Annotated in this window: 19 protein-coding genes; 14 read left to right on the forward strand and 5 right to left on the reverse strand. The window is 66.1% G+C overall.

Translation table 11 applies throughout. The features are described from left to right. Positions 1–103: 103 nt before the first annotated feature. The 8 genes from dnaA to AAGA11_01695 all read left to right on the forward strand — a co-directional run bounded on the left by dnaA (position 104) and on the right by AAGA11_01695 (position 11,916). The gene (gene dnaA, locus AAGA11_01660; protein MEM9601543.1) at positions 104–1,501 is read left to right on the forward strand and encodes a chromosomal replication initiator protein DnaA; all 1,398 of its coding nucleotides are present in this window, start codon (positions 104–106) and stop codon (positions 1,499–1,501) included. A gap of 231 nt (positions 1,502–1,732) precedes the next feature. Continuing rightward, positions 1,733–2,833 carry a DNA polymerase III subunit beta gene (gene dnaN, locus AAGA11_01665; GenBank protein MEM9601544.1) on the forward strand — a complete coding sequence of 367 codons (1,101 nt, stop codon included), beginning with the start codon at positions 1,733–1,735 and terminating at the stop codon, positions 2,831–2,833. A 34-nt stretch (positions 2,834–2,867) separates the two neighbouring features. Continuing rightward, complete coding sequence (gene recF / locus AAGA11_01670) at positions 2,868–3,944, forward strand: DNA replication/repair protein RecF (protein ID MEM9601545.1); 1,077 nt, start codon at positions 2,868–2,870, stop codon at positions 3,942–3,944. Positions 3,945–3,974: 30 nt separating this feature from the next. Beyond that, a complete protein-coding gene (gyrB, locus tag AAGA11_01675) occupies positions 3,975–6,404 on the forward strand; it encodes a DNA topoisomerase (ATP-hydrolyzing) subunit B (GenBank protein MEM9601546.1) in 2,430 nt (809 codons plus the stop codon). Further along, positions 6,397–8,430, forward strand: coding sequence for a M3 family metallopeptidase (locus AAGA11_01680; GenBank protein MEM9601547.1), 2,034 nt, complete (start codon positions 6,397–6,399; stop codon positions 8,428–8,430). The genes gyrB and AAGA11_01680 overlap by 8 nt, the downstream gene beginning before the upstream one ends. A 78-nt stretch (positions 8,431–8,508) precedes the next feature. Beyond that, positions 8,509–9,972, forward strand: a complete 1,464-nt coding sequence (ubiD, locus tag AAGA11_01685; GenBank protein ID MEM9601548.1) for a 4-hydroxy-3-polyprenylbenzoate decarboxylase — start codon at positions 8,509–8,511, stop codon at positions 9,970–9,972. Continuing rightward, positions 9,969–10,562, forward strand: a complete 594-nt coding sequence (locus tag AAGA11_01690; GenBank protein ID MEM9601549.1) for an MOSC domain-containing protein — start codon at positions 9,969–9,971, stop codon at positions 10,560–10,562. Before ubiD ends, AAGA11_01690 begins: the two co-directional genes overlap by 4 nt. Next, positions 10,555–11,916, forward strand: a complete 1,362-nt coding sequence (locus AAGA11_01695; GenBank protein MEM9601550.1) for an MATE family efflux transporter — start codon at positions 10,555–10,557, stop codon at positions 11,914–11,916. The genes AAGA11_01690 and AAGA11_01695 overlap by 8 nt, the downstream gene beginning before the upstream one ends. A gap of 6 nt (positions 11,917–11,922) precedes the next feature. Here AAGA11_01695 and AAGA11_01700 read toward each other — a convergent pair whose 3' ends face one another. From AAGA11_01700 to hemC, 4 genes are read right to left on the reverse strand one after another with little or no spacing between them, the layout of a single operon-like run. Continuing rightward, complete coding sequence (locus AAGA11_01700; protein MEM9601551.1) at positions 11,923–13,092, reverse strand: heme biosynthesis HemY N-terminal domain-containing protein; 1,170 nt, start codon at positions 13,090–13,092, stop codon at positions 11,923–11,925. Beyond that, the gene (locus AAGA11_01705; GenBank protein MEM9601552.1) at positions 13,089–14,510 is read right to left on the reverse strand and encodes a uroporphyrinogen-III C-methyltransferase; all 1,422 of its coding nucleotides are present in this window, start codon (positions 14,508–14,510) and stop codon (positions 13,089–13,091) included. The genes AAGA11_01700 and AAGA11_01705 overlap by 4 nt, the downstream gene beginning before the upstream one ends. Next, entirely contained in the window at positions 14,507–15,280 is a 774-nt protein-coding gene (locus AAGA11_01710; GenBank protein ID MEM9601553.1) for a uroporphyrinogen-III synthase, read from the reverse strand. The genes AAGA11_01705 and AAGA11_01710 overlap by 4 nt, the downstream gene beginning before the upstream one ends. Then, positions 15,280–16,230: a hydroxymethylbilane synthase gene (hemC, locus tag AAGA11_01715; protein ID MEM9601554.1), complete on the reverse strand. Its 951-nt coding sequence runs from the start codon at positions 16,228–16,230 to the stop codon at positions 15,280–15,282. Before hemC ends, AAGA11_01710 begins: the two co-directional genes overlap by 1 nt. A 187-nt stretch (positions 16,231–16,417) precedes the next feature. Between hemC and AAGA11_01720 the strand changes: the two genes are divergently transcribed. From AAGA11_01720 to xerC, 5 genes are read left to right on the forward strand one after another with little or no spacing between them, the layout of a single operon-like run. Next, positions 16,418–16,588: a lipoprotein gene (locus tag AAGA11_01720; protein MEM9601555.1), complete on the forward strand. Its 171-nt coding sequence runs from the start codon at positions 16,418–16,420 to the stop codon at positions 16,586–16,588. After that, positions 16,585–17,832, forward strand: a complete 1,248-nt coding sequence (lysA, locus tag AAGA11_01725; GenBank protein MEM9601556.1) for a diaminopimelate decarboxylase — start codon at positions 16,585–16,587, stop codon at positions 17,830–17,832. The genes AAGA11_01720 and lysA overlap by 4 nt, the downstream gene beginning before the upstream one ends. Before the next feature lies 1 nt (position 17,833). Further along, a complete protein-coding gene (gene dapF, locus AAGA11_01730) occupies positions 17,834–18,664 on the forward strand; it encodes a diaminopimelate epimerase (protein ID MEM9601557.1) in 831 nt (276 codons plus the stop codon). Next, positions 18,661–19,359, forward strand: a complete 699-nt coding sequence (locus tag AAGA11_01735) for a DUF484 family protein (protein ID MEM9601558.1) — start codon at positions 18,661–18,663, stop codon at positions 19,357–19,359. The genes dapF and AAGA11_01735 overlap by 4 nt, the downstream gene beginning before the upstream one ends. Beyond that, complete coding sequence (xerC, locus tag AAGA11_01740) at positions 19,356–20,300, forward strand: tyrosine recombinase XerC (GenBank protein MEM9601559.1); 945 nt, start codon at positions 19,356–19,358, stop codon at positions 20,298–20,300. Before AAGA11_01735 ends, xerC begins: the two co-directional genes overlap by 4 nt. Here the strand turns inward: xerC and AAGA11_01745 are convergent. Next, the gene (locus tag AAGA11_01745; GenBank protein MEM9601560.1) at positions 20,297–21,775 is read right to left on the reverse strand and encodes a hypothetical protein; all 1,479 of its coding nucleotides are present in this window, start codon (positions 21,773–21,775) and stop codon (positions 20,297–20,299) included. The genes xerC and AAGA11_01745 overlap by 4 nt on opposite strands. Before the next feature lie 182 nt (positions 21,776–21,957). Here AAGA11_01745 and hslV point away from each other — a divergent pair, with 182 nt between their 5' ends. After that, entirely contained in the window at positions 21,958–22,497 is a 540-nt protein-coding gene (gene hslV / locus AAGA11_01750; protein ID MEM9601561.1) for an ATP-dependent protease subunit HslV, read from the forward strand. Positions 22,498–22,502 lie beyond the last annotated feature (5 nt).

A 22,502-nucleotide genomic window follows, 5' to 3' on the forward strand; every position in this document is an offset into this window, starting at 1 on the left:
CAGCGCGGTGCCGGACCGCCCCCCCGCGCCGGAGACCGGCCGTTCCTGTGAACGGCTCCCGAGAGCACGCCCACCCGTCAGCTGGCACCACCACCGGGAGACCCTGTTGTCCGCACCGCTTTGGCACGCCTGTCTCGCGCAGCTCGAATCCGAGTTGACGACACGGCAGCTCGACACCTGGATCAAACCGCTGCAAGCCGAGGTGGTCGGGTCGGGTCTGCGGTTGCTGGCACCCAACCGCTTCGTCCTGGACTGGGTGGAGAAGCACTACCTCGACCGCATCATCGACGTCGCCAGCACCGTCGCCGGCAAACAGGCGACCGTGGCACTCGCCATCGGTCACCACGCGAGCACACCGGCCCGCACCGAGCGGGTCCTCGAGACCGTCGACGCGGCGCCGGCCCGGTCGGTCGCGCCGGCCGCAGCGGTCGAGCGCAACCGCGTCCCGAACCGCCACATGCCCCCGGGCAAGACCCCGTTCTGCTCCGAGCTGAACCCGAACTACACCTTCGAAGGCTTCGTCGAGGGCAAGTCGAACCACTTCGGCCGCGCGGCAGCCATGCGCATCGCCGAGAACCCTGGCTGTGGCTACAACCCGTTGTTCATCTACGGCGGCGTCGGACTCGGCAAGACCCACCTGATGCAGGCTGTCGGTCATGCCCTGCAAGAATACAAGCCTGACGCACGCATCGCTTACGTGCACTCCGAACGCTACGTACGCGAGATGATCAAGGCGCTGCAGCGCAACACCATCGACGATTTCAAGCAGTTCTACCGCTCGCTCGACGCCCTGCTGATCGATGACATCCAGTTTTTTGCCGGCAAGGAACGCTCGCAGGAGGAGTTCTTCCACAACTTCAACGCGATGATGGAAAGCCGCCAACAGATCATCATCACCTGCGACCGCTACCCCAAGGAAGTCGACGGGCTGGAAGAACGGCTGCGTTCGCGCTTCGGCTGGGGCCTGACGGTGTCGATCGACCCGCCGGAGCTCGAAACCCGGGTGGCCATCCTGCACAGCAAGGCCGAGCAGTCCGGTGTCGAACTGCCCTCGGACGTGGCGTTTTTCATCGCCAAGCGGGTGCGCTCGAACGTGCGCGAGCTCGAGGGCGCGTTGCGCCGCGTGATTGCCACCTGCCAGTTCACTGGCCAGGCGATCACCGTCGATTTTGCCCGGGAGGCGCTGCGGGACCTGATTTCGGTGCAGGACAAGCTCATCACGCTGACCAACATCCAGAAAACGGTCGCCGAGTACTACAAGATACCGATGAAGGACCTGCTGTCGAAACGCCGGACCCGCTCGATCGCGCGTCCGCGGCAGCTCGCGATGGCACTGAGCAAGGAAATGACCACCCACAGTCTGCCGGAGATCGGCGACGCCTTCGGTGGTCGGGACCACACCACGGTGATGCACGCGTGCAAGACGATCGCCCGCCTGCGCGAAACGGATTCGCGGCTGAACGACGACTACCTCACCCTGCGCCGCGCCATCGAGAGTTGAGCCCATGCCCTGTGATCAACTCTGTGGACAACCCCGACACACGGCTGGGCACAGCCTGTTGAGCGATGTCGAGCCGGTTTTGTCAACAGTTTGCCAAGTCGAATCCACCCCTGGTTTCCCACAACTCCGACAAGCACAAAGTACTGAAATTGAAAGACATATTCGTCTTTTCAACATATCCACCGTGCTTATTATTATTACTATTTTCTTAAATATATACAGGTATATTTAATGAAACTGTCCCTCTCCCGTGAAGACCTTCTCGCCCCGCTTCAACGTGTGATCGGCGCCGTAGAGAAACGCCAGACCATGCCCGTGTTGTCTCACGTGTTGGTGTCCCTCACCGATGGCACCTTATCGCTGACCGCAACCGATCTCGAAATCGAGCTCCGCGATTCCGTGCACGGTGTCATGGGCGACGACAGCCAGACCACCCTGCCCGCGCGCAAGCTGCTGGACATCTGCAAGACCTTGCCCGATGGCGCCGAGGTGGCCTTGTCCGTCAGCGGCAACAAAGCCACGTTGAAGGCCGGCCGCAGTCGCTTCAACTTGTCCACACTCGCAGCGAACGAGTTTCCCCGCACCGACGCCCTGCAAGACCCGGTGGAATTCAGTCTGCCCCAACGGGCGCTGCGCAGCGCGTTGCAAAAAACCGCCTTCTCGATGGCATTGCAGGATGTGCGTTACTACCTCAACGGGCTTCTTCTGGAGTTGTCCCCAGGCAACCTGCGCGCGGTGACCACCGACGGCCACCGACTGTCGCTCAGCGAATACCCCGTGGTCATCGATCTCGACAGCCAGCACCAGGCCATCGTCCCGCGCAAAGGCGTTCAGGAGTTGCTGCGTTTGCTCGCCGACAACGACGCGGATGTGCACGTCGCGATGACAGCGAACCACGTGCAATTCACGTTGGGGGACCTGCAGTACACGTCGAAACTCATCGACGGTCGGTTTCCCGATTACCAGCGTGTGATGCCGGCAGACAACCCGCACATCGCCACGATTGACCGCGAAACGCTGCGTCAAGCCCTGGCCCGTGTCGCCATTCTCGCCAACGAGAAATACAAAGGCGTTCGGCTGCAATTCGGCAAGGATGTGCTTACCGTGCAGACACACAATCCCGAGCAGGAAGAAGCCGAAGACGAAATCGCCATCGGGTACGGTGGCGACCCGATCGAAATCGGATTCAACGTGGGCTACGTACTCGATGTGCTGCAGGCCATCGACTGCGAGACGGTGTTGATCAAACTCAACGACGGCAACAGCAGTGCGCTCGTCACCGCTGCCGACGACGACGACCACCGCTACGTTGTGATGCCCATGCGGCTTTGAGGACCCCGGTGCGCGGCGTGTTCGGGGTCTCGTCATGCAGCTGACGTCGTTGCACATTCAGAATTTCCGCGTCATAGCGGACACGCAACTGCCGTGTGACCGAGCGCTGAACTACCTCCACGGTGAGAACGGCGCCGGCAAGACTTCGGTGCTCGAAGCGCTGCACGTGCTGGCATCCGGGCAATCGTTTCGCTCCACCCAGCTGCGTCACCTGATACGCCGTGACCAGGGACTGTTGCGGGTGTCTGCTGCGTTGAACAGCGACGCCGGCCACACCCACCGTCTCGGAATCGAAAAGCACCGGAACGGCACAACCCGGGTGCGTGTCGATGGACACGATGTGAACCGCGTGTCGGACCTGGCCGCGCACATGCCGCTGCGCGCCGTGGCGCCAGACAGCCACGCGCTGGTGTCAGGCGGCCCGGTGTTGCGTCGGCGCTTTGTGGATTGGGGCGTGTTCCACGTGGAACAGCGCGAGCGGTTTCCCTGGCGACGGTATGCGCGCGCGCTGGAGCAGCGCAACGCGGTGCTCAAGGGCCAACCGGAAGCGGCGTTGCTCGACGCCATCGACGAGCAGCTCGCGCAGTACGGCGACGCCATTGCGGCGTGTCGACAGGCCTACATCGACCGCATTGCTGCGTTGCTGCCCACCTACACGAGCGCGTTCGCGGACACCCTCGCAGTCGCGTGCCAGCATGCGCAGGGGTGGCGGGGTGACGATGGCCTCGCGGCTGCGCTGCAGCGGCACCGCGCGGATTGCTTGCGCTACCGTGTGACGTCAGTGGGACCCCACCGCGGCGACATGGTGCTGACCGTCGATGGCAAGCCGGCACGCGAGGTGTTGTCCCGCGGGCAGCAAAAAGCCGTGCTCTACGCGTTGACGCTGGCGCAGGCGGACGACTTTCACCAGCAGGGGGGGCGACGCATGATCCTGCTCTGCGACGACCTCGCGTCGGAACTGGACGCGGCGCGGTGTCAGGCGGTGCTCGAGCGCTTGCTCGGTCTCGGACACCAGCTTTTTGTCACGGGTGTAGAGCCGCAAAAAGTGCTGTCAGATCAGGCGGCTAGGGTGTTCCACGTGAAACAAGGTGAGGTCAAATTGGTGGTATAATGAGGGGTTTCGTGAACCCCTGGATCTGCCATGAGCGACCCCACAGAGCCCACTGACCCGAACAGCTACGATTCCAGCAATATCAAGGTCTTGAAAGGGCTGGATGCCGTGCGCAAGCGCCCTGGCATGTACATCGGCGACACCGACGACGGCTCGGGCCTGCACCACATGGTCTTCGAGGTCGTGGACAACGCGATCGACGAGGCCCTTGCGGGACACTGCTCGGAGGTCACCGTGACCATCCACGCCGACAACTCGGTGTCGGTCAGCGACGACGGGCGCGGCATACCCACCGACATCCACCCGGAGGAGGGCCGGTCTGCGGCCGAGGTCATCATGACCGTGCTGCACGCCGGCGGGAAGTTCGACAGCAGTTCGTACAAGGTATCCGGTGGCCTGCACGGTGTGGGTGTGTCGGTCGTCAACGCGCTGTCCAGCAAACTCACCATGACCATCTGGCGCGACGGCGAGGTGCACAAGCAGGAGTACACCGACAGCGTGCCGGACTACCCGTTGAAGGTGGTCGGCGAAACCGACCGCAGCGGCACCGAGATCCGCTTTCTGCCGAGTTCTGAGATTTTCAGCAACACCGATTTCCACTACGACGTGTTGGCGAAGCGCCTGCGTGAACTCTCGTTCCTCAACAGCGGTGTGCGCATCAGCGTGACCGACAAGCGCAGCGACAAGGCGGACGTGTTCGAGTACCACGGTGGCATCTCTGCTTTCGTCGAACACCTCAACCGCAACAAGACGCCACTGCACCCGGAGCCGATCTACTTCAACCTCGAAAAGGACGAGGTGATCACCGAAGTCGCGCTGCAGTGGAACGACTCGTACCAGGAAAGCATTTTCTGCTTCACCAACAACATCCCGCAGCGGGATGGCGGCACGCATCTGGCGGGCTTCCGCGCGGCGTTGACGCGCACCCTGAACGCCTACATGGACAAGGCGGGTCTGGGCAAGAAGGAAAAAGTGCAGACCTCGGGCGACGACGCGCGCGAGGGTCTGACCGCCGTGGTTTCGGTCAAGGTGCCGGACCCGAAGTTCTCCTCGCAGACGAAGGACAAACTGGTGTCGTCCGAGGTGAAAGGTGTGGTCGAATCGATCACGAACAGCGAGTTGGCCACCTTCCTGGACGAGCACCCGAACGAGGCGAAGGTGATCTGCGCGAAGATCATCGACGCGGCGCGGGCGCGGGAGGCCGCCCGCAAGGCGCGCGAAATGACCCGGCGCAAGGGCGCGTTGGACATCGCCGGCCTGCCCGGGAAACTGGCCGACTGCTCCGAGCGCGACCCGGCCAAGGCCGAGCTCTTCCTGGTGGAGGGCGACTCGGCAGGGGGCTCGGCAAAGCAGGGGCGCGACCGCCGCACCCAGGCCGTCCTGCCGCTCAAAGGCAAGATCCTCAACGTCGAGAAAGCGCGGTTCGACAAGATGCTGGGGTCAGCCGAGATCGGCACGCTGATCACGGCACTCGGTTGCGGCATCGGCAAGGACGAGTTCGACCCGGACAAACTGCGTTACCACCGCATCGTGATCATGACCGACGCGGACGTCGACGGCTCACACATCCGCACGTTGTTGCTGACCTTCTTCTACCGCCAGATGCCGGAACTGATCGAGCGCGGCCATGTCTTCATCGCGCAACCCCCGTTGTACAAGGTGCGGCGGGGCAAGAACGAGCGCTACGTGAAGGACGACGACGCCTTGAACAGCTACCTCACCGAACTGGCACTGCAGGAGGCGAGCCTGGTGCCGGGCGCGGGTGCCGAAAGCATCACCGGCGACGCGCTCGCCCAGCTGTGCCATGGCTTTCAGCGGGTCGAGAAGATGATCGGACGGCTGGCTCGGCGTTACGACGCCGGCTTGCTTGACGCGCTGGTGGACGTGCCGAGGGTCGACGACACGACACGCAGCGACGCTGAAAAAATACAAGTCTGGTGCAAAACAATGCAAGCCCGGATGAATCGCGACGAGCCCGATGAGTCGGCCTGGCAGGTCGAGCCGGTCACAGGTGAGACCGGTTTCGAGGTGCTGTTTTCCCGCGCGGTGCACGGCAACTCGGTTGAACTGAAGCTTGACCGGGACTTTTTCGAATCGCCGGAGTACGGCCTGATTGCCGACATGTCGGATACCCTGAGCGGGCTGGTCGGAAAGGACGCCGAGATTCGACGGGGCGAGAAGGCACAGCCGGTCTCCGAATTTCGCGGCGCCGTGCAGTGGCTGATGCGCGAGACCAAACGCGGTTTGCACATCCAGCGCTACAAGGGTCTTGGTGAGATGAACCCGGAACAGCTGTTCGAAACCACCCTGGACGAATCGCGCCGCGTGATGTTGCAGGTGCGCATCGAGGACGCGGTCGCGGCCGACGAGGTGTTCACCACGCTGATGGGCGACCAGGTGGAGCCCCGCCGCGATTTCATTGAAAGCAACGCGCTCACCGTCGCCAACCTGGATGTCTGAACCCATGGTCCAAACGCACCGCCGTCTACCGGATTTCTCCGCCTATGACCCCGCGAGCATCGCCGAGGCGCTGCAAGCCGTGCTCGACACGGCCCAGACCGACATCGACGCGCTCTCGGTCGTGGCCGATCCAAGCTGGCAGAACTTCGTCGAGCCGCTGACCGACAGCTGCGATGCCATCGACCGCTACTGGTCACCGGTGTCGCACCTCAACGCGGTCATGAGCACCGACGCGCTGCGTGATGCCTACAACGCCGGCCTGCAAACACTGCAGGCCTTCTACACCGACCTCGGCCAGAACCGGGCGCTGTACGACCAGTATGCTGCGATCGCGGCCGGGCCGGAGTACGACCGACTCGATGCCACACAACGCGTGGTGGTTGACAAGGCGCTGCGCGATTTTCGGCTGTCCGGTGTCGACCTCGAAGGCGAGGCGCGTGAGCGATACCGTGAGATCAGTTTGCGTTTGAGCGAACTTGGCAGCCGATACCAGGACCAGCTCCTGGACGCGACCAACGCCTGGTCGATCACCCTGGACGACGACGCGCGTCTTCGCGGTCTGCCCGAGCACAGCAAGCAGCTGCTCGCACAGATGGCCGAGCAGGCGGGGGCAGGTGCCTATGTGGTCAACCTGCAGATGCCGAGCTACATCGCGGTGATGACCTACGCCGAGGACCGCGCGCTGCGTGAAGCGGTGTACAACGCCTACAACACGCGGGCCTCCGACCAGGGTCCGCACGCCGGTCAGTGGGACAACGGACCGGTCATCGACGAACTGCTGGCCCTGCGCCAGGAGAAAGCGTCGCTCCTGGGTTTCGAGAGTTACGCGGCCTTGTCGCTCGTGACCAAGATGGCCGGCAGCGCCACCGAGGTCACCGATTTCCTGCGCGACCTCGCCGGGCGGAGCAGGGTGGTCGCCGAAGAGGAGCTCCAGGCGCTGCGCGATTTTGCGGCCGAGGATGGCCTCGACGGTGAATTGCAACCCTGGGACACAGGTTTCTACGCCGAGAAGCTCCGCCTCAAGCGACACGCGATCTCCAGCGAAGAGCTCAAACCCTACTTCCCGGCCGACCGGGCCGTGAACGGACTGTTCGCTGTGGCCAAGCGCCTGTTCGGCGTGTCGATCGAGCCCGTGGCGGGTGCAGACAGCTACCACGACGACGTGCAGCTCTACCGCATCTCGCGTGACGGCGATGAGATCGGCAACTTCTATTTCGACCTCTACAGCCGGCCATCGAAGCGGGGCGGGGCGTGGATGGCGGGCTGTGTCGACCGAAACCGGGTGGGCGACGATGTCCAGTTGCCGGCCACCTTCATGGTGTGCAACCTCACGCCACCGATCGGCGACGCACCTGCGCTGTTTGACCACCAGGAGGTCACCACGCTGTTTCACGAGTTCGGTCACGGCTTGCACCACATGCTCACCCGCATCGACAACGCGGCGATTGCGGGGATCAACGGTGTCGAGTGGGACGCAGTCGAGTTGCCGAGTCAGTTCCTCGAGAACTGGTGTTGGCAGCGGGAGTCGCTCGACGTGATCGCGGCACACCACGAGACCGGCGACGCCATTCCCGAGGAACTGCTGGCCCGTGCGCAGGCTGCCAAGAACTTCGGCGCGGGGATGCAGATGCTTCGGCAGGTCGAATTCGGCCTGTTCGACATGCTGATTCACAGCCACGACGGCGAGGATGCGGTCGACGTGCAAGGCACGCTCGACGCGGTGCGCGCCGAGGTGTCGTTGTTGAGGCCACCGGCCGAGAACCGCTTTCAGTGTGGGTTTTCGCACCTTTTCGCCGGCGGCTATGCGGCGGGCTATTTCAGCTACAAGTGGGCTGAAGTGCTGTCGGCGGACGCCTTCTCGCGGTTCGAGGAGGAGGGCGTCTTCAGCGATGTCGCCGGGGCGGCGTTTCGCCAGGAAGTGCTCGAACGCGGCGGTTCACGGCCGGCCATGGAGTCCTTCGTTGCGTTCCGCGGCCGCGAACCCACGGTCGATGCCCTGCTGCGCCACAACGGCCTCGCTGCCTGATCGGCACGCTGCGGCGGTGAGGCCCCGGCTGGCCAACGAGGGCCAGCCTCCACGCACCCGGATCCACAGAGGTGAGCTGTGCAGTACAGTGACTTGCGGGATTTCGTGACCCGACTCGAGTCGATGGGTGAGCTCAAGCGAACCCGCGTGGCCGTCAGCCCAGCGCTCGAGATGACCGAGATCTGCGACCGGGTGTTGCGCGCCGGCGGACCGGCGTTGCTGTTCGAGAACCCCGCCGGGTACGACATGCCGGTGCTGGGCAACCTGTTCGGCACACCCGAGCGGGTCGCCTACGGCATGGGCGAAGACTCGGTTGACGCCCTGCGCGAAGTCGGCAAGTTGCTCGCGTTCCTCAAGGAGCCCGACCCCCCCAAGGGCCTCAAGGACGCCTGGCAGACGCTGCCGATCTTCAAGAAGGTGCTCGACATGGCACCGAAGCGCGTGCGCAGCGCGCCCTGCCAGGCCGAGCAGTTCGTCGGCGCCGAGGTGGACCTGGGCCGCTACCCGATCCAGACCTGTTGGCCCGGTGACGCCGGCCCCTTGATTACCTGGGGCCTGGTGGTCACGCGGGGCCCGACGAAGTCCCGGCAGAACATGGGCATCTACCGCCAACAGGTCATCGGGCCCAACCGGGTGATCATGCGCTGGCTGGCGCACCGCGGCGGGGCGCTCGATTTTGCCGACTGGCAGCGGCAGCACCCCGGCAAGCCCTTTCCGATTGCCGTCGTGCTCGGCGCGGACCCGGCGACCATCCTGGGCGCGGTCACGCCGGTGCCCGACAGCCTGGCTGAGCACGCCTTTGCCGGCCTGTTGCGGGGCGAGCGAACCAAGCTTGTCAAATGCATCGACTCCGATCTCGAGGTCCCCGCCAGCGCGGAGATTGTGCTCGAGGGCCACCTGATGCCCGACGACGACGCAGACGAGGGCCCTTTTGGTGACCACACCGGCTACTACAACGAGGTCGACCGCTTCCCGGTGTTCACCATCAGCCGCATCACGCAGCGGGACAAGCCGATCTACCACTCGACCTACACCGGTCGGCCGCCCGACGAACCCGCCATCCTCGGTGTGGCCCTGAACGAAGTCTTCGTGCCGATCCTGCAGAAGCAGTTTCCGGAGATCGTCGACTTCTACCTGCCACCCGAGGGCTGCAGCTACCGCCTGGCGGTGGTGAGCATGAAGAAGGCCTACCCCGGCCACGCCAAGCGCGTGATGATGGGCGTCTGGTCGTTCCTGCGTCAGTTCATGTACACGAAGTTCGTCGTCGTGGTCGACGACGATGTCGACGCGCGGGACTGGAAAGACGTGATCTGGGCGATGACCACCCGCGTCGACCCGAGCCGCGATGTGACGCTGATCGACAACACCCCGATCGACTACCTCGACTTCGCCTCGCCGGTGTCGGGCCTCGGCTCGAAGATGGGCATTGATGCCACGAACAAGTTGCCCGGTGAGACCACCCGCGAGTGGGGTGAGCCGATCCGCATGTCGGAGGCCGTGCGAAGCCGCGTCGATGAACTCTGGGACACCCTTGGCTTGTGACCACCGCTAGCGCCGCCTCGCCGTGCGTGTTGGGCGTGCACTGCGGCGCGGCTCGGCCGCTCCCGGTGGGTGGCCGACAGGTGCTCTCCAGCATCGCCAAGCAGCCGGTTGCCGGCCGTTGTGCGGTGCGGCGCCTCGGCCTCGAGGGCGATGAACAGGCCGACTTGAGTGTGCACGGGGGCCTGGAGAAGGCCGTTCATGCCTACCCGGTGGAGCACGCGCCGTTCTGGCAAGCCCTGCTTGGCGATCGCGGTGAGGTCGAACCGCTGAGGTCGGGCGGGCTCGGCGAGAATCTCAGCATTGCGGGGGTACTCGAGGCCGACATGTACGTCGGCGACACCTGGCAGTTTCCCGACTGCGTGTTGCGCGTGAGCCTGCCCCGCATTCCGTGCGCCAAACTGAACGCGGCACTGCGCCACCCCCGCGCCGCGCGTCACATGGCCGAGAGTGGGCGCTGTGGCACCTACCTCGCGGTGGTCACACCCGGTACGATCGAGGCCGGGGAGGCCTTCACGGTCGTGCCGGGGCCGCGCGATGTCACCCTGTTGAGTCTGTTCGGCGTCAGCCGCACCAAGACACGCCATGACTGACGCGCCGAACCTCACCCGGGACCCGATCTCGTCGCTGATCTGGCGGGTGGCGGCGCCGGCGGCGGTGGGTAACCTCTTCAACGTGTTGTTCAACGTCGTCGACAGTTGGTACGCGGGGCAGCTTTCCACCGAGGCCCTGGCGGGGCTCTCGCTGTCGTTCCCGCTGTATTTCGTCTTCATCGTGCTCGGCGCTGCGGTCGGTGCGGGCGGGGGCGCGTTGATCGGCAACGCGCTCGGCGCCGACGACCGGGCGGCCGCACGGGCGTGGTGTTACCAGCTCGTGGTGGTGGCATTGCTGTTCAGTGTCGTCATCGTCGTGCTCGGCCTGGTCGCAGTCGAGCCGGTGTTGCGGTTTCTCGGTGCAGACGGCGCCTACCTCGACGCTGCGGTCGACTACACACGCACGCTCTACCTCGGCGCCCCCTGCCTGTTGCTGCCGTTCGCAATCAACGCGGGGCTCACCGCACAGGGCCGTACCGCGGTCTTTCGCAACGTGCTGATCGCGGGCTTCTTTGCCAACCTGGTGCTGAACCCCTGGTTCATCTACGGCGGTTTCGGTGTCCCCGCGATGGGCATCACCGGTATCGCGCTCGCGACACTCCTGGTGCAGGGCACCGGGGCGCTCTACCTCTGGTTTCACCTGCGCCGGACTGGTCTCGTTGACAGGGTTCTCTGCGACGCACTCAGGCCGCGTCCGGCACGGCTGGCCCGGCTGCTCGCGCAGGCCGCGCCGCTCGCGGCCAGCCTGAGTTCGATCGGGGCGTTCTTCTTTCTCGCCAACGCCTACATCAACGCGTTCGGCCCTGCAGCGGTCGCGGCGTACGGCATCGGCTTGCGCATCGAGCAACTCGTGCTGGTGCCGGTCATGGCAATCAACCAGGCGGCACTCGCGATGACGTCGAACAACGTTGGTGCCCGGCAGTACGCACGTGTCTACGCGGCGTGGACCGCCTGCATCCGCGCCGCGGCGATCCTGCTGGTCTTCGGGGGGGTGTTGATGGTGCTCTTCGGCGCGCTGGTGATGACGACCTTCTCCGACGATGCCACGGTGGTTGCGATCGGCGTCGGTTACCTTCGGATCGAGGCTTTCGCCCTGCCGGCGTACGCGCTGATCCACGTCAACGGCGGTGTGCTGCAGGGTGTCAAACGCCCACAGGCGGTGATGTGGGTCGGAGTGGCGCGCTCGTTGGTGCTGCCTGCGCTCTTGTTGCCGTTGCTGATCAGTTGGGCCGGCTTCGATGTCACTGCGATCTGGTGGATGATTCTCGTGCTCGCCTGGGCCAGTGGCCTGGTGCTGCACTGGCACACGCGCCGTGTGTTGCGCGTGTGCTGTGGTGGACCGACAGGCGGCTGATCGCGTTCAGTTCAGCGCCAGTTTCAGACCGCGCTCGAAGTGCGCGCTCGCCGTCTCCGCTTCGCCGTTCTGGCGCGCCACTTCCGCCAGGCCGGCCTGTGCCGCTGCGCTGTCGGCGATCGCTGCGGACTGCTCGAGGTAGCTCTTGGCCTTGCCCCAGAGTTCCTGACGCAGGCAGATCTGGCCGGCCGCGGCGAGCAGGCTGGCGCTGTTCTCGTTGGACTTGAGCAGCGACTCGACCCGGCTGAGCTGGCGGGCACCGTCCTGGCTCGCGATGCTGCCGTAGAGTTGCGCCAGGTTGTCCGACAGGGCGCGGCCGAGGCTGTCACCGACGACACGCTCGGCGCTGCCGAGGTCGTTCATCGCGAGCAGCCGACGGGCGTAGCGTTCGATCACCGCTGCGTTGTCACGGGTCGACGCCGGCAGCGCTTTCCAGATTTTTGCGACCCCGGTGTCGTCGCAGTCAGCCAACACCGCCGAGGCCGTCTCCACCTCGAGCGCGTCGAGTTCGGCGTCGGGCAGGGCATTGCGCTTGCGCAGTTCGCCGAGCTGGTCAATCAGATCGTCGTAGCGCCCCGCGCGGCGCAATGCGCGCGCGCGCAGGCCCTGGACGACGGCACTGCGCGGGTCGTGGCCGCGCAGCCGTTCCAGCGTGTCGAGCGCGCTTTCGTAGTCGTCGCCCGCCAGCTGCATCCTGGCTTGCAGGATGTGCAATGCGTTCTTGGCGTTCGGGTTTTGTGTGATCGCCCGCTTGAGGTAGGCGTCGCGTTGTTCGCTGTTGCCCGCGGCGTTGGCGGCCTCGGCGGCGGCCATGTAGTGCAGCGTCGCCTGGGGCCCGGCTGGCACATCCTTGGCCAGCACCCGTTCGGCGCGGGCGAAGCGACCTTCGGCGAGGTCAATGTTGCCCTCGGACAGGCGCGTGAGCGCGGCGTCGGCCTGGCGTCGGTTGAGAATCTTGCCGAAGCGCGCTGGCGCGTTGAACAACCAGCCCAGCAGCCGCACCAGCACGTAGAGCGCGATGAAACCGACCAGCGCAGCCAGAGCGACGATGGCGAGTGGCCCCTCGTAGGACGCGCCCATGAACTGCGCGCTGACGAAACCGGCGTCCTGCTGCAGGAACACCGCCGCCGCAATGACGATGGCGACGATGACCGCCGTGATCAGAATGGCCCTCATGATTGGTCCCCGATTTTCTTGTTGGTTTCAACCAGCAACCGCAGCGCACTGCCCAGTTGCTCGGCGCGCGGCACCACACTGACTTCGGCCAGCAGGTCGAGTTGTGAGATGAACGCCTGGGTGTCGGCCTGCGCCGGGTCGAACAGCGATGTGACGCGGGTGCGGGCGTTGTCCATGTGGGTGTCAAACCCCTCTTGATCGCGGCGCATGGCGGAGAGCTGTGCCGCCTGCAGGTTCAAACGCACGAGCTCGGCGTTGGTGCTCTCTTCTTCGGTGGCTTTGAAGATGCCTTCGCCACCCTCGCCGTACTGCTGACCGCCCGAGGTTCGGATGCTGACGTTCTGGCGCAGGCTGGCGAGCAGGCTGGACGCGAGCTTGCCGATGCCGCTGTCAGCCGTCTCGGCAGCGGGTGACTGGGCTGCGCTGACGGCCGGTTGTGCGGTGTCGGGCGCTGGCTCGCTGCCGGCCATGCGCAAGGCGCCGGCCGAGCGCGACAGGGCGCGGATGTCGACGATCAGTTGCTCGATGTCGGGCTGGTCGGCGCTGCGCAACTCGGTGATCTCCGCGCTGATCGCGCGTTGCACGGGCAGGTACTCGACCTCGGCCAGCACCTTGAGTTGCGCCTTGGCGGCTTTGAGCGCTTCCACCGCCGAATTGGTGTCGCCGGCGAGCACAACGCGGTGTACCGAGGTTCGTAGCAGGTATTCGACCTCGCTGAGCAACCAGGCCCGTTGGCTGCGGTTGATCTTCATCTGCGTGGCTTGCAGGCTGTCGTTGAGCTCGCCGGTGCGCGTCTCAACCAGGCCGGTGAGCTCATCACTGCGCGCTTCAACCAGCCCAGCGATCTCGGTGCTGCGCATGTCGAGGCGGCTGTCGAGTTCGGCGGTGCGGGTCTCGAGCGTGGCGTTCAGCTCGTCGGACCGGGCTTGCAATGAATCGCCCAGTGCCTGGTTGCTTGATTCGATCGACTGCGTCAGTGTTTCGGTCGCTTCAGACAGGGCGTCGCGCGTGGCTTGCACGTCAGAGCGCGTTTCGTCGAGAGCGGTGCCGAGGTCGCCGGTGCGGGATTCGAGTTCCGCCGCGCGATTATCAAGCGCGGAACCGGCGGCCTCGAGCGTCGCCGCACGCGAGGCGATGGTGTCGAGTTCGGCTTTCAACGTGTCACCGAGGCCGGACACGCTGCTGTTGGTCTCCGCGCGGGCGGCCTCGAGCTGGGCGCCGAGGTCCGATTGCACCGCACCGAGTCGCGCGGACAAGCTGCTGTGGGAGTACCACGCCCCGCCGATACCGGCCAGAGCCAGTGCGAACGCAACCAGGGTCAATCCGTTGCCCGACGCTTTCTGCGCGTCGGGTTGCGACGGCGTGCCCGCGGAATCCCCCGAGGCGGCCGTCGGCGGTGCTGTGTGTTTGCTCTTCATTGTGTCGTTGTCTCTGGAATGGCCAGTCGGGCCAGTGCGGCCAATTGCCCGTCGTCACCCGCTGGGTGGGCGACCTGAATCCGTGCGCTGAATCCGAGCGTTTCAGCATGTCGCTTGCCGCGTTCACTGTTGACGATCAACGCTGTTGTGAACAACCGATCGCGCATTGGTGCGGGCGTAATTGTAACAAGGTTGTCGAGCGCCTCGTTACTGCCCACTTGAATCACGTCTGCACAAAAGTGCTGATTTTGCGTGTGTTTTGTTTCTGAATCAGCTGTGGGGCGTCGTTTGTACACCACGCGTTCGTCGACCTCGGCACCGCGCGCGCGGAGCTGGTCAGCGAGCAGCGAGCGGCCCCCTGCGCCTTTGAAAACGCACACGCGTTTGCCAGCCACGGCCGCGAAAACCGCGTGGTTCAGCAGGGACTCGGAGCGAAAATCGCCGTCGGGCGGTGTGTGTGCTCGCACCCCGTGGGTGTGCAGTGCCCAGGCCGTCGCCGCGCCGATGGCAAACACCGACGACACGCCGTCGAGTTGCCGTGTCAGTGGTTCGGGGCCCGCGGCCATGTGCACGGCGTTGGTGCTGACGAAGATTGCGATGTCGCAAGCGCGCTCGTCGGTGCCGGTGTCGGTCGACATCGGCGCGGCGTCGACGGCCTCGATGGCGAGCGTGGGGCAGGGCAGCGGCAGGTGACCGGCCAGGCGCAGGCGGGTGATCATCGCGTCGGCCTGGTGCGCCGGTCGGGTGACGAGCACCCGCAGGGACTGCATCACCCCGGCCCGTGGCGTCCGGGTTGCAAGCCGAGCTCGCGCAAGACCACGTCGGCGCCGTCGGCGAGCAGGGTCTCGGCGACGGACCGTCCGAGTTGGTCGGCCTGTTCGCGCGGTGCGCGCGAAGCGGCTGCGAAGTGGGGCCCGCCCGCCGGGTGTGACACCTGCGCGCGCAGGTGGATCTCGCCGCCCTGGAGCGTGGCAAAGCTCGCGATCGGTACCTGGCAGCCACCGTCCAGACGGCGGTTCATCGCCCGCTCTGCCGCGAGGCAGGTGGCGGTGTCGGGGCAGTGCAGCGGTGCGAGCAGGGCGTTGATGCGGGCATTGTCGAGCCGGCATTCCACGCCGATTGCGCCCTGGCCAACGGCGGGCAAGGACACCTCCGGTGCGAGCCGCTCGCGGATGCGCTCGGCCAGCCCGAGCCGGTCGAGCCCGGCGCACGCGAGGATGATCGCATCGAAGTCGCCGGCGTCGAGCTTTGCGAGGCGGGTGTTGACGCTGCCTCGCAACATGGCGATCTCGAGGTCGGGACGCGCCATGCGCACGGCCCCTTCGCGCCGCAGGCTGCTCGTGCCGACGCGCGCGCCCTCGGGCAAGGCGGCGAGCGATGCGTGTGACGGGCTGACCAGTGCGTCGCGGGGGTCTTCGCGCTCGAGGATGCAGGCGATGTGAAAGCCCTCGGGCAGCACCACGGGCACGTCCTTCATCGAGTGCACAGCGATGTCGGCGCGCGCCTCCTGCATCGCCACCTCGAGCTCCTTGACGAACAGGCCCTTGCCACCGATTTTCGCCAGCGGGCTGTCGAGCAGTTTGTCGCCCTGGGTCACGAAAGGCACCAGCTCGACGGCGAGCGTCGGGTGCGCGGCACGCAACAGACACGCCACACGCTCGGCCTGCCAGAGGGCGAGTGGGCTTTTACGCGTGGCAATACGCAGGGTGTCGGCGGTCATGGGTGGCCCGTGCGCTGGTCGATTGAGCGGCACCGTACGGCGGTGCGTGGCGGGCGCTCAGGGCGCCCCGCCGTGGCTGTGCTTTGTATCAAACCTGCCCTGTCAAAGCGATGTTTTTCCGGCCGGCGTGCGCTGTGTGTACCAAGGTGGCGGTGTACACTTCTCCTACTGACCTGGAGACCTTCCGATGCGCACCACCGTGCTCGCCGCCGCGGCCTGCGTCGCCGTGTTGAGCGGCTGCGGCAACAAGGGCGACCTCTACCTGCCCGGCGAGGCTGCGACTGCGTTGCCGGGTGCGGTGGTCACCGACTCGTCCGAGGACGACCCGAACCGCAAGCCCGATGAGGACCAACCGTGACCCCGTTTGAACGCCGTGATGGCGTACTGCACGCCGAGGGCCATGCCCTGCCCGAGCTTGCCGAGCGTTTCGGCACGCCGCTGTACATTTATTCGCGTGCCGCAATCGAGTCGGCCTGGCACGCCTTCGATCAGGCACTCGCGCCCTGGCCGCACCGCGTGTGCTTTGCGGTCAAGTCCAACAGCAACCTCGGTGTGCTGAGCGTGTTGGCAAAGCTCGGTTCGGGTTTCGATATCGTCTCGGTCGGCGAGCTCGAGCGCGTGCTGGCCGCCGGCGGTGACGCGAACCGGGTGGTCTTCTCGGGCGTCGGCAAGCGCGTAGACGAGCTCGAGCGCGCGCTCGAGGTCGGCATCCACAGTTTCAACGTCGAGTCGCTCAGCGAGATCGACACGCTGGCCGAGGTGGCCCGGGCCCACGGCGCCCGAGCGGCGGTGTCGCTGCGGATCAACCCCGACGTCGATGCGCACACGCACCCCTACATCTCCACCGGACTCAAGGAAAACAAGTTCGGCATCGCGCACGACATCGCGCTCGACGCCTACCGGCAGGCGGCGTCGCACGCGGCACTCGACGTGATCGGCATCGATTGCCACATCGGCTCCCAGTTGACCGAGGTGCAGCCCTTTGTCGACGCGGCGGATCGACTGCTCGGCCTGATCGATCAACTCGCAGATGACGGCATCGCGATTCGCGAGCTCGACCTCGGCGGTGGGCAGGGCGTGGTCTACCGCGACGAACAGCAGCTCGATTTACAGGCCTGGCAGGCAGCCATGTCAAGGTTGCTCGACGGCCGCGACCTCACGGTGGTTGTCGAGCCCGGCCGGGCGATCGTCGCGAACGCGGGGCTTCTGTTGACGCGCGTGAACGTCACCAAGGAAAACGGCGGTCGCCATTTCGCCGTGGTCGACGCGGCGATGAACGATCTGATCCGCCCCGCGCTTTACCAGGCCTGGCAGAACATCGAGGCGGTGGAGACACGCAATGTGCCGGAGCACACCTGGGACATTGTCGGCCCGGTGTGTGAATCGGCCGACTTCCTCGGCAAGGAGCGGCCGCTGTCGATCGACGAAGGCCACCTGCTGGCGGTGCACTCGGCCGGGGCCTACTGCGCGGTGATGTCGTCCAATTACAACACCCGTCCTCGTTCGGCCGAGGTGCTGGTCGACGGTGACACCGCGCACCTCGTGCGCCGCCGCGAGACGGTGGCGGACCTGTTCGCCGGCGAGTCGGCGGTGGTCGACTGAGATGCGTCTCGACTTCGCCAAAATGCACGGCCTCGGCAACGACTTCATGGTGATCGATGCGACGGCACAGGCCTTTGCACTCGGCACAGACCAGATTCGCGCGCTGTCGGACCGCCGAACCGGTGTGGGCTTTGATCAACTGCTGGTGGTCGAGCCGCCGAGCCGGGACGGGGTCGAGTTCGACTACCGCATCTTCAACGCCGATGGCCTCGAGGTCGAGCAGTGCGGCAACGGCGCACGGTGCTTTGCCGTGTTCGTGACCGACCGCGGCCTGACCGACAGTGCCCGCATCCCGGTGCACACGTCCGGTGGCACCATCACCCTCGAGCGCCTCGGCGACGGTCGGGTGGTGGTCGACATGGGCGTGCCGGACTTCAGCCCAGGCGCGCTGCCGTTCCGTCGGGAGTTGCAATCGGAGGCGTATACGCTAGACATTGACGGGGAGTCGATCGAATTCGGCGCGGTGTCAGTGGGCAACCCGCACGCCGTGATTCGCGTGCCGAAAGTGGTCTCGGCACCCGTTATCACGCAGGGGCCGAAGGTCGAGCACCACGCGGATTTCCCGCGTCGGGTCAACGTCGGGTTCCTGCAGATCGACGGGCGCGACCGCGCAGCGCTGCGGGTCTGGGAACGCGGCGTGGGCGAGACGCGCGCCTGCGGCACCGGGGCCTGTGCGGCAATGGTGGTCGCGCGCGCGCGGGGTTGGGTCGACGACGACGTCACGGTCAGCCTGCCGGGCGGGGATCTGCAGATCCGCTGGGCGGGCGAGGGCACCCCGGTCACGCTGACAGGACCGGCCAGCTTTGTATTCAACGGACATGTAGAGGCATGAGCGAATTGGACGCAGTCGACACCCTGGAGCGTCTGGACGACGAGACGGTACTGCAGTTTCTCGCCGATCACCCCGACTTCTTCATGCGGCACCCCGGCGCCGCAACCGGCCTGAACCTCGCCCACGACAGCGGCGCGGCGGTGTCGCTGGTCGAACGGCAGGTGGCCACCCTGCGCGAAGGCAACCGCCGCATGCGCTCGCAGGTGGACGACATGATTTCGGCCGCGCGCCACAACCAGACGCTCAGCGAGGGCGTGCACGCGCTGGCGCAGGCGCTGCTCGCGAGCGACTCGGCCACCGAGATGGCCGCGGCGACCGAAACCACGTTGTTGCGCGTCGCGAGTGCCGATCGGGTGGCGATCGTGCTCAGCCACGACGCCGCGGACGCATCGGCGCCGGGTGACGTGCTGCGGCACGTCGCGCCGTCCGAGCGCGCGTGGGACGCGTTCAGCGCGCAGCGCGACGACGACCTGATCCGCTGCGGGCTGGCCAGCGAGGGCCAGCTCACCTTCCTGTTCGGCGATGCCGACGCGGTCGGCAGCTCGGCGATTGCGCCCTTGCGCACCGACCGCTGGCTCGGGGTGTTGGCGCTCGCCGCGCAGGACCCGACCGTGTTCACGCGCGACCAGGGCCACCTCTTTCTGCAGCAGGTTGCGGACCTCGTTGGCGCTGCGTTCGGTCGCACGGTGTCATGACCGACGTGGCGGGCGACCCGTCACCGGCCATCGAGGCCTACCTGCAGTACCTCCTGACCGAACGGCGCTACGCCGCCCACACGGTGTCGAACTACCGCCGCGACCTCCTCGCTGCCGTGGCCTTGCGGCCGGACGGGTGGGACAGCCTGCGTCGGGCGGACGTCCAGGCCATGGTGGCGAAGTGGCACCGCGCCGGCATGGCACCCCGCAGCCTCTCGCGGCGGCTGTCGGCACTGCGCACCTTCTTCACCTTCGGCTTGCAGCGCGGCTGGTTCCAGCACAACCCGGTCAAGGACATCAGCCCGCCGAAGCGTGACAAGCCGCTGCCGCGCGTGCTCGCGGTGGACGAAGCGACGGCGCTGCTCGAGGACGCGCCCGATTCACCTCTCGCCTGGCGTGACCGCGCGCTGTTCGAGTTGGTCTACTCCTGTGGCCTGCGCCTTTCCGAAGCGGTTGCACTTGACGTCGCGGCGGTCAGCGGTGGCGAACCGGTGTTGCGGGTGCGTGGCAAAGGCGGCAAGGAGCGCGATGTGCCGGTCGGGCGGTGTGCACATGAGGCATTGCAAGCCTGGCTCGACGTGCGCCCCCAGTTGGCAGGAGTCGATGAGACCGCTTTGTTCGTGTCCGCGCGGGGTGTGCGCATCGCGCCGCGGACGGTGCAGGCGCGGCTTGCGCAGCGCGCGCGCAAGCAGGGGCTGACGGCGCGCGTACACCCGCACATGCTGCGGCATTCCTTTGCGACACACGTGCTCGAATCGAGTGGGGATTTGCGCGCGGTGCAGGAGCTGCTCGGGCACGCCGACATCAGCACCACACAGATCTACACTCACCTCGATTATCAGCGGCTCGCCGCGGTGTACGAGAAGGCGCACCCGCGTGCGCTCGCCCGCGGCGCACAGGAAGCGCCCGAGGACGGGTCGATGGAACCGGCGTCCGATTAGCGCTCGGTCGGCACCAGGGAAAAGACCGACACCGAGCTGGTGTTCCGCAGCATCGCCTTGAGACGCCAGTGCGTGCTCGGCGCGGCGTCGCTCAGCAGGGTCAGCGCCTGGCCGGTCTTGAACCGGCGCGGGGGCAGAACCAGGCACGGCGACGTGTTGCCGTGCGCCGCCGGGATGAGCATGCACTCGGTGCGCAGGATCGCACCGGTGTCGACGCGGTAGGTGGCGTACACCGCCCGCGCCTCGGTGCTCAACAGCTGCAAACCGCATTGGTAGTGTTCGTCGGCGTGCTGGCGAAGCCACTGCACGATGCCGACACGCCAGATGCCGTTGTCGTCGGCGTGGGGTCGTCTCACCGCAGCGAGCGCACCGACATGCAAGCCGGTGGGGGACGCACTGGTCTTGTTGAGTCCGAGTCCGGATGGGCTGAGGTCCCGCATGGCCCAATCGCCGTCGCCCGAACCGTCGAGGTCGCGCAACACACTGGCGTGCACATCGTTCAGCCCGAGTACCACATTGACGGCGTCGTTTCGAAACGCGCGCGCCTCACGGCGGTCCTGACGGCCTTTGCACAAGCGGTAGAGCGGTAGCAGCGCCGGGTCGAAATCGCCCGACGCCCGCTGGGATTCGAGGTCCTGCGCCAGCGCGTCCATCACCAGCCAGCGCACGGTGGCGCGGCCCGCGCGGGCGCGGAACGGTGCCGCTTGAGGGGGCGCGTCGTCGGCGAGGTCGAAAGCCAGCGCGCGGCTGCGCGTGCCGGGGTGCTCGACGCGCAGCGTGACGCGGTCGACCCAACTCGGCAACCGTCGGTTCAGGCCGATCAACGCGGTGGTCGGCAGCGCGTTGGCGTCCACGCTGTGGGCGAGCAACAGCATCTTGAACAACTGGCTGACGGTGCGCGTCTCACCCGTGCGCAACAGGTTGTCGGCGACCGGCGTGTCAACAAAGCCGTGGCGTTCGGCGACCGCGTACAGGCTGTAGGCGTCCTTGAGCAGCTTCGGTGGGGCCGATCGGTAGGTTTCGCGCGCGATCAACAGCTGCTGGTGCAGCACATCCAGCGTGCGCACACACGCGTGGGCCCGCGCAGCGGTGGTGAGTTTGGGGTCGGCAAGGTCATCGCTCAGTGCGATCTTGTAGCCGAAGCCCAGTTCGGTGAGCAGTGCGAGCTGGTCCTGCCAGGCGCGTTCGGCGTCGGCGGACAACGGAATGTCCTGGCCCTGCCAACTGCGGCGCAGTACCTGCTGGGCGTGGTGGCATTCGGGGCGCAGCCACTCGAGCACCTGTATGCGCTTGCCGCTCGCGCTCTGGCTGCGGTTCGACCGCTGCAGGCCGAGCTTGAAGCTGCGCACGCGCAGGCTGGGGGCCAGCTCGCGCAGGTCGCGCAGCCAGTTCATCACGGATTTCTGATCGCCTGCGAAGTCGGCGCTGCGTTGGCTGCGTTGCGTGGGCGTGTAAAGGTGCGATGCGTCGCTCATGGTCTCGGGGTCCCGGGCTGACTGGTGGGTCGTTACCAGCCACCTCTGTGGTGCTGTGCTCTTGCAATTGGCAAGGTTCATACCCACCGTACTCCCGCAGTGCAGACAATCACTTACAGGTGATTTGCACAGCATGCGTCAAAATTCAGTCTCGTTCAAAGCCAATATCGAGGGGATGGGCCTTGGAACAATATCGGGGGACCACCGTGGTCGCGGTGCGACGGGGGAATCAGGTTGCGCTCGGTGCCGACGGGCAGGTCACGCTGGGCAACACGGTGATGAAAGGCAACGCCAGCAAGGTGCGACGCTTGTACAAGGGCAAGGTGCTCGCGGGTTTCGCCGGCGGCACGGCGGACGCCTTTACGCTCTTCGAACGCTTTGAAGCCAAGCTCGAGGCGCACGGCGGGCAACTGACCCGCGCGGCGGTCGAACTGGCCAAGGACTGGCGCACCGACCGCCTGCTGCGCCGCCTCGAGGCGCTGCTGGCGGTCGCGGATCATTCGGCTTCGCTGGTGATCTCGGGCAACGGTGACGTCATCGAACCCGAGCACGGCCTGATCGCCATCGGCTCGGGCGGCCCCTTCGCCCAGGCGGCGGCACGCGCGTTGATCGAGCACACCGAGCTCGATGCGCACGCGATCACCGAGCACAGCCTGTCGATTGCGGCTGACATCTGCATCTACACCAACCACCACCGCACCATCGAAACCCTGGAGCTGTGAGCTGC

The sequence above is a fragment of the Pseudomonadota bacterium genome (assembly GCA_039196715.1).
Taxonomy (GTDB): Bacteria; Pseudomonadota; Gammaproteobacteria; order CALCKW01; family CALCKW01; genus CALCKW01.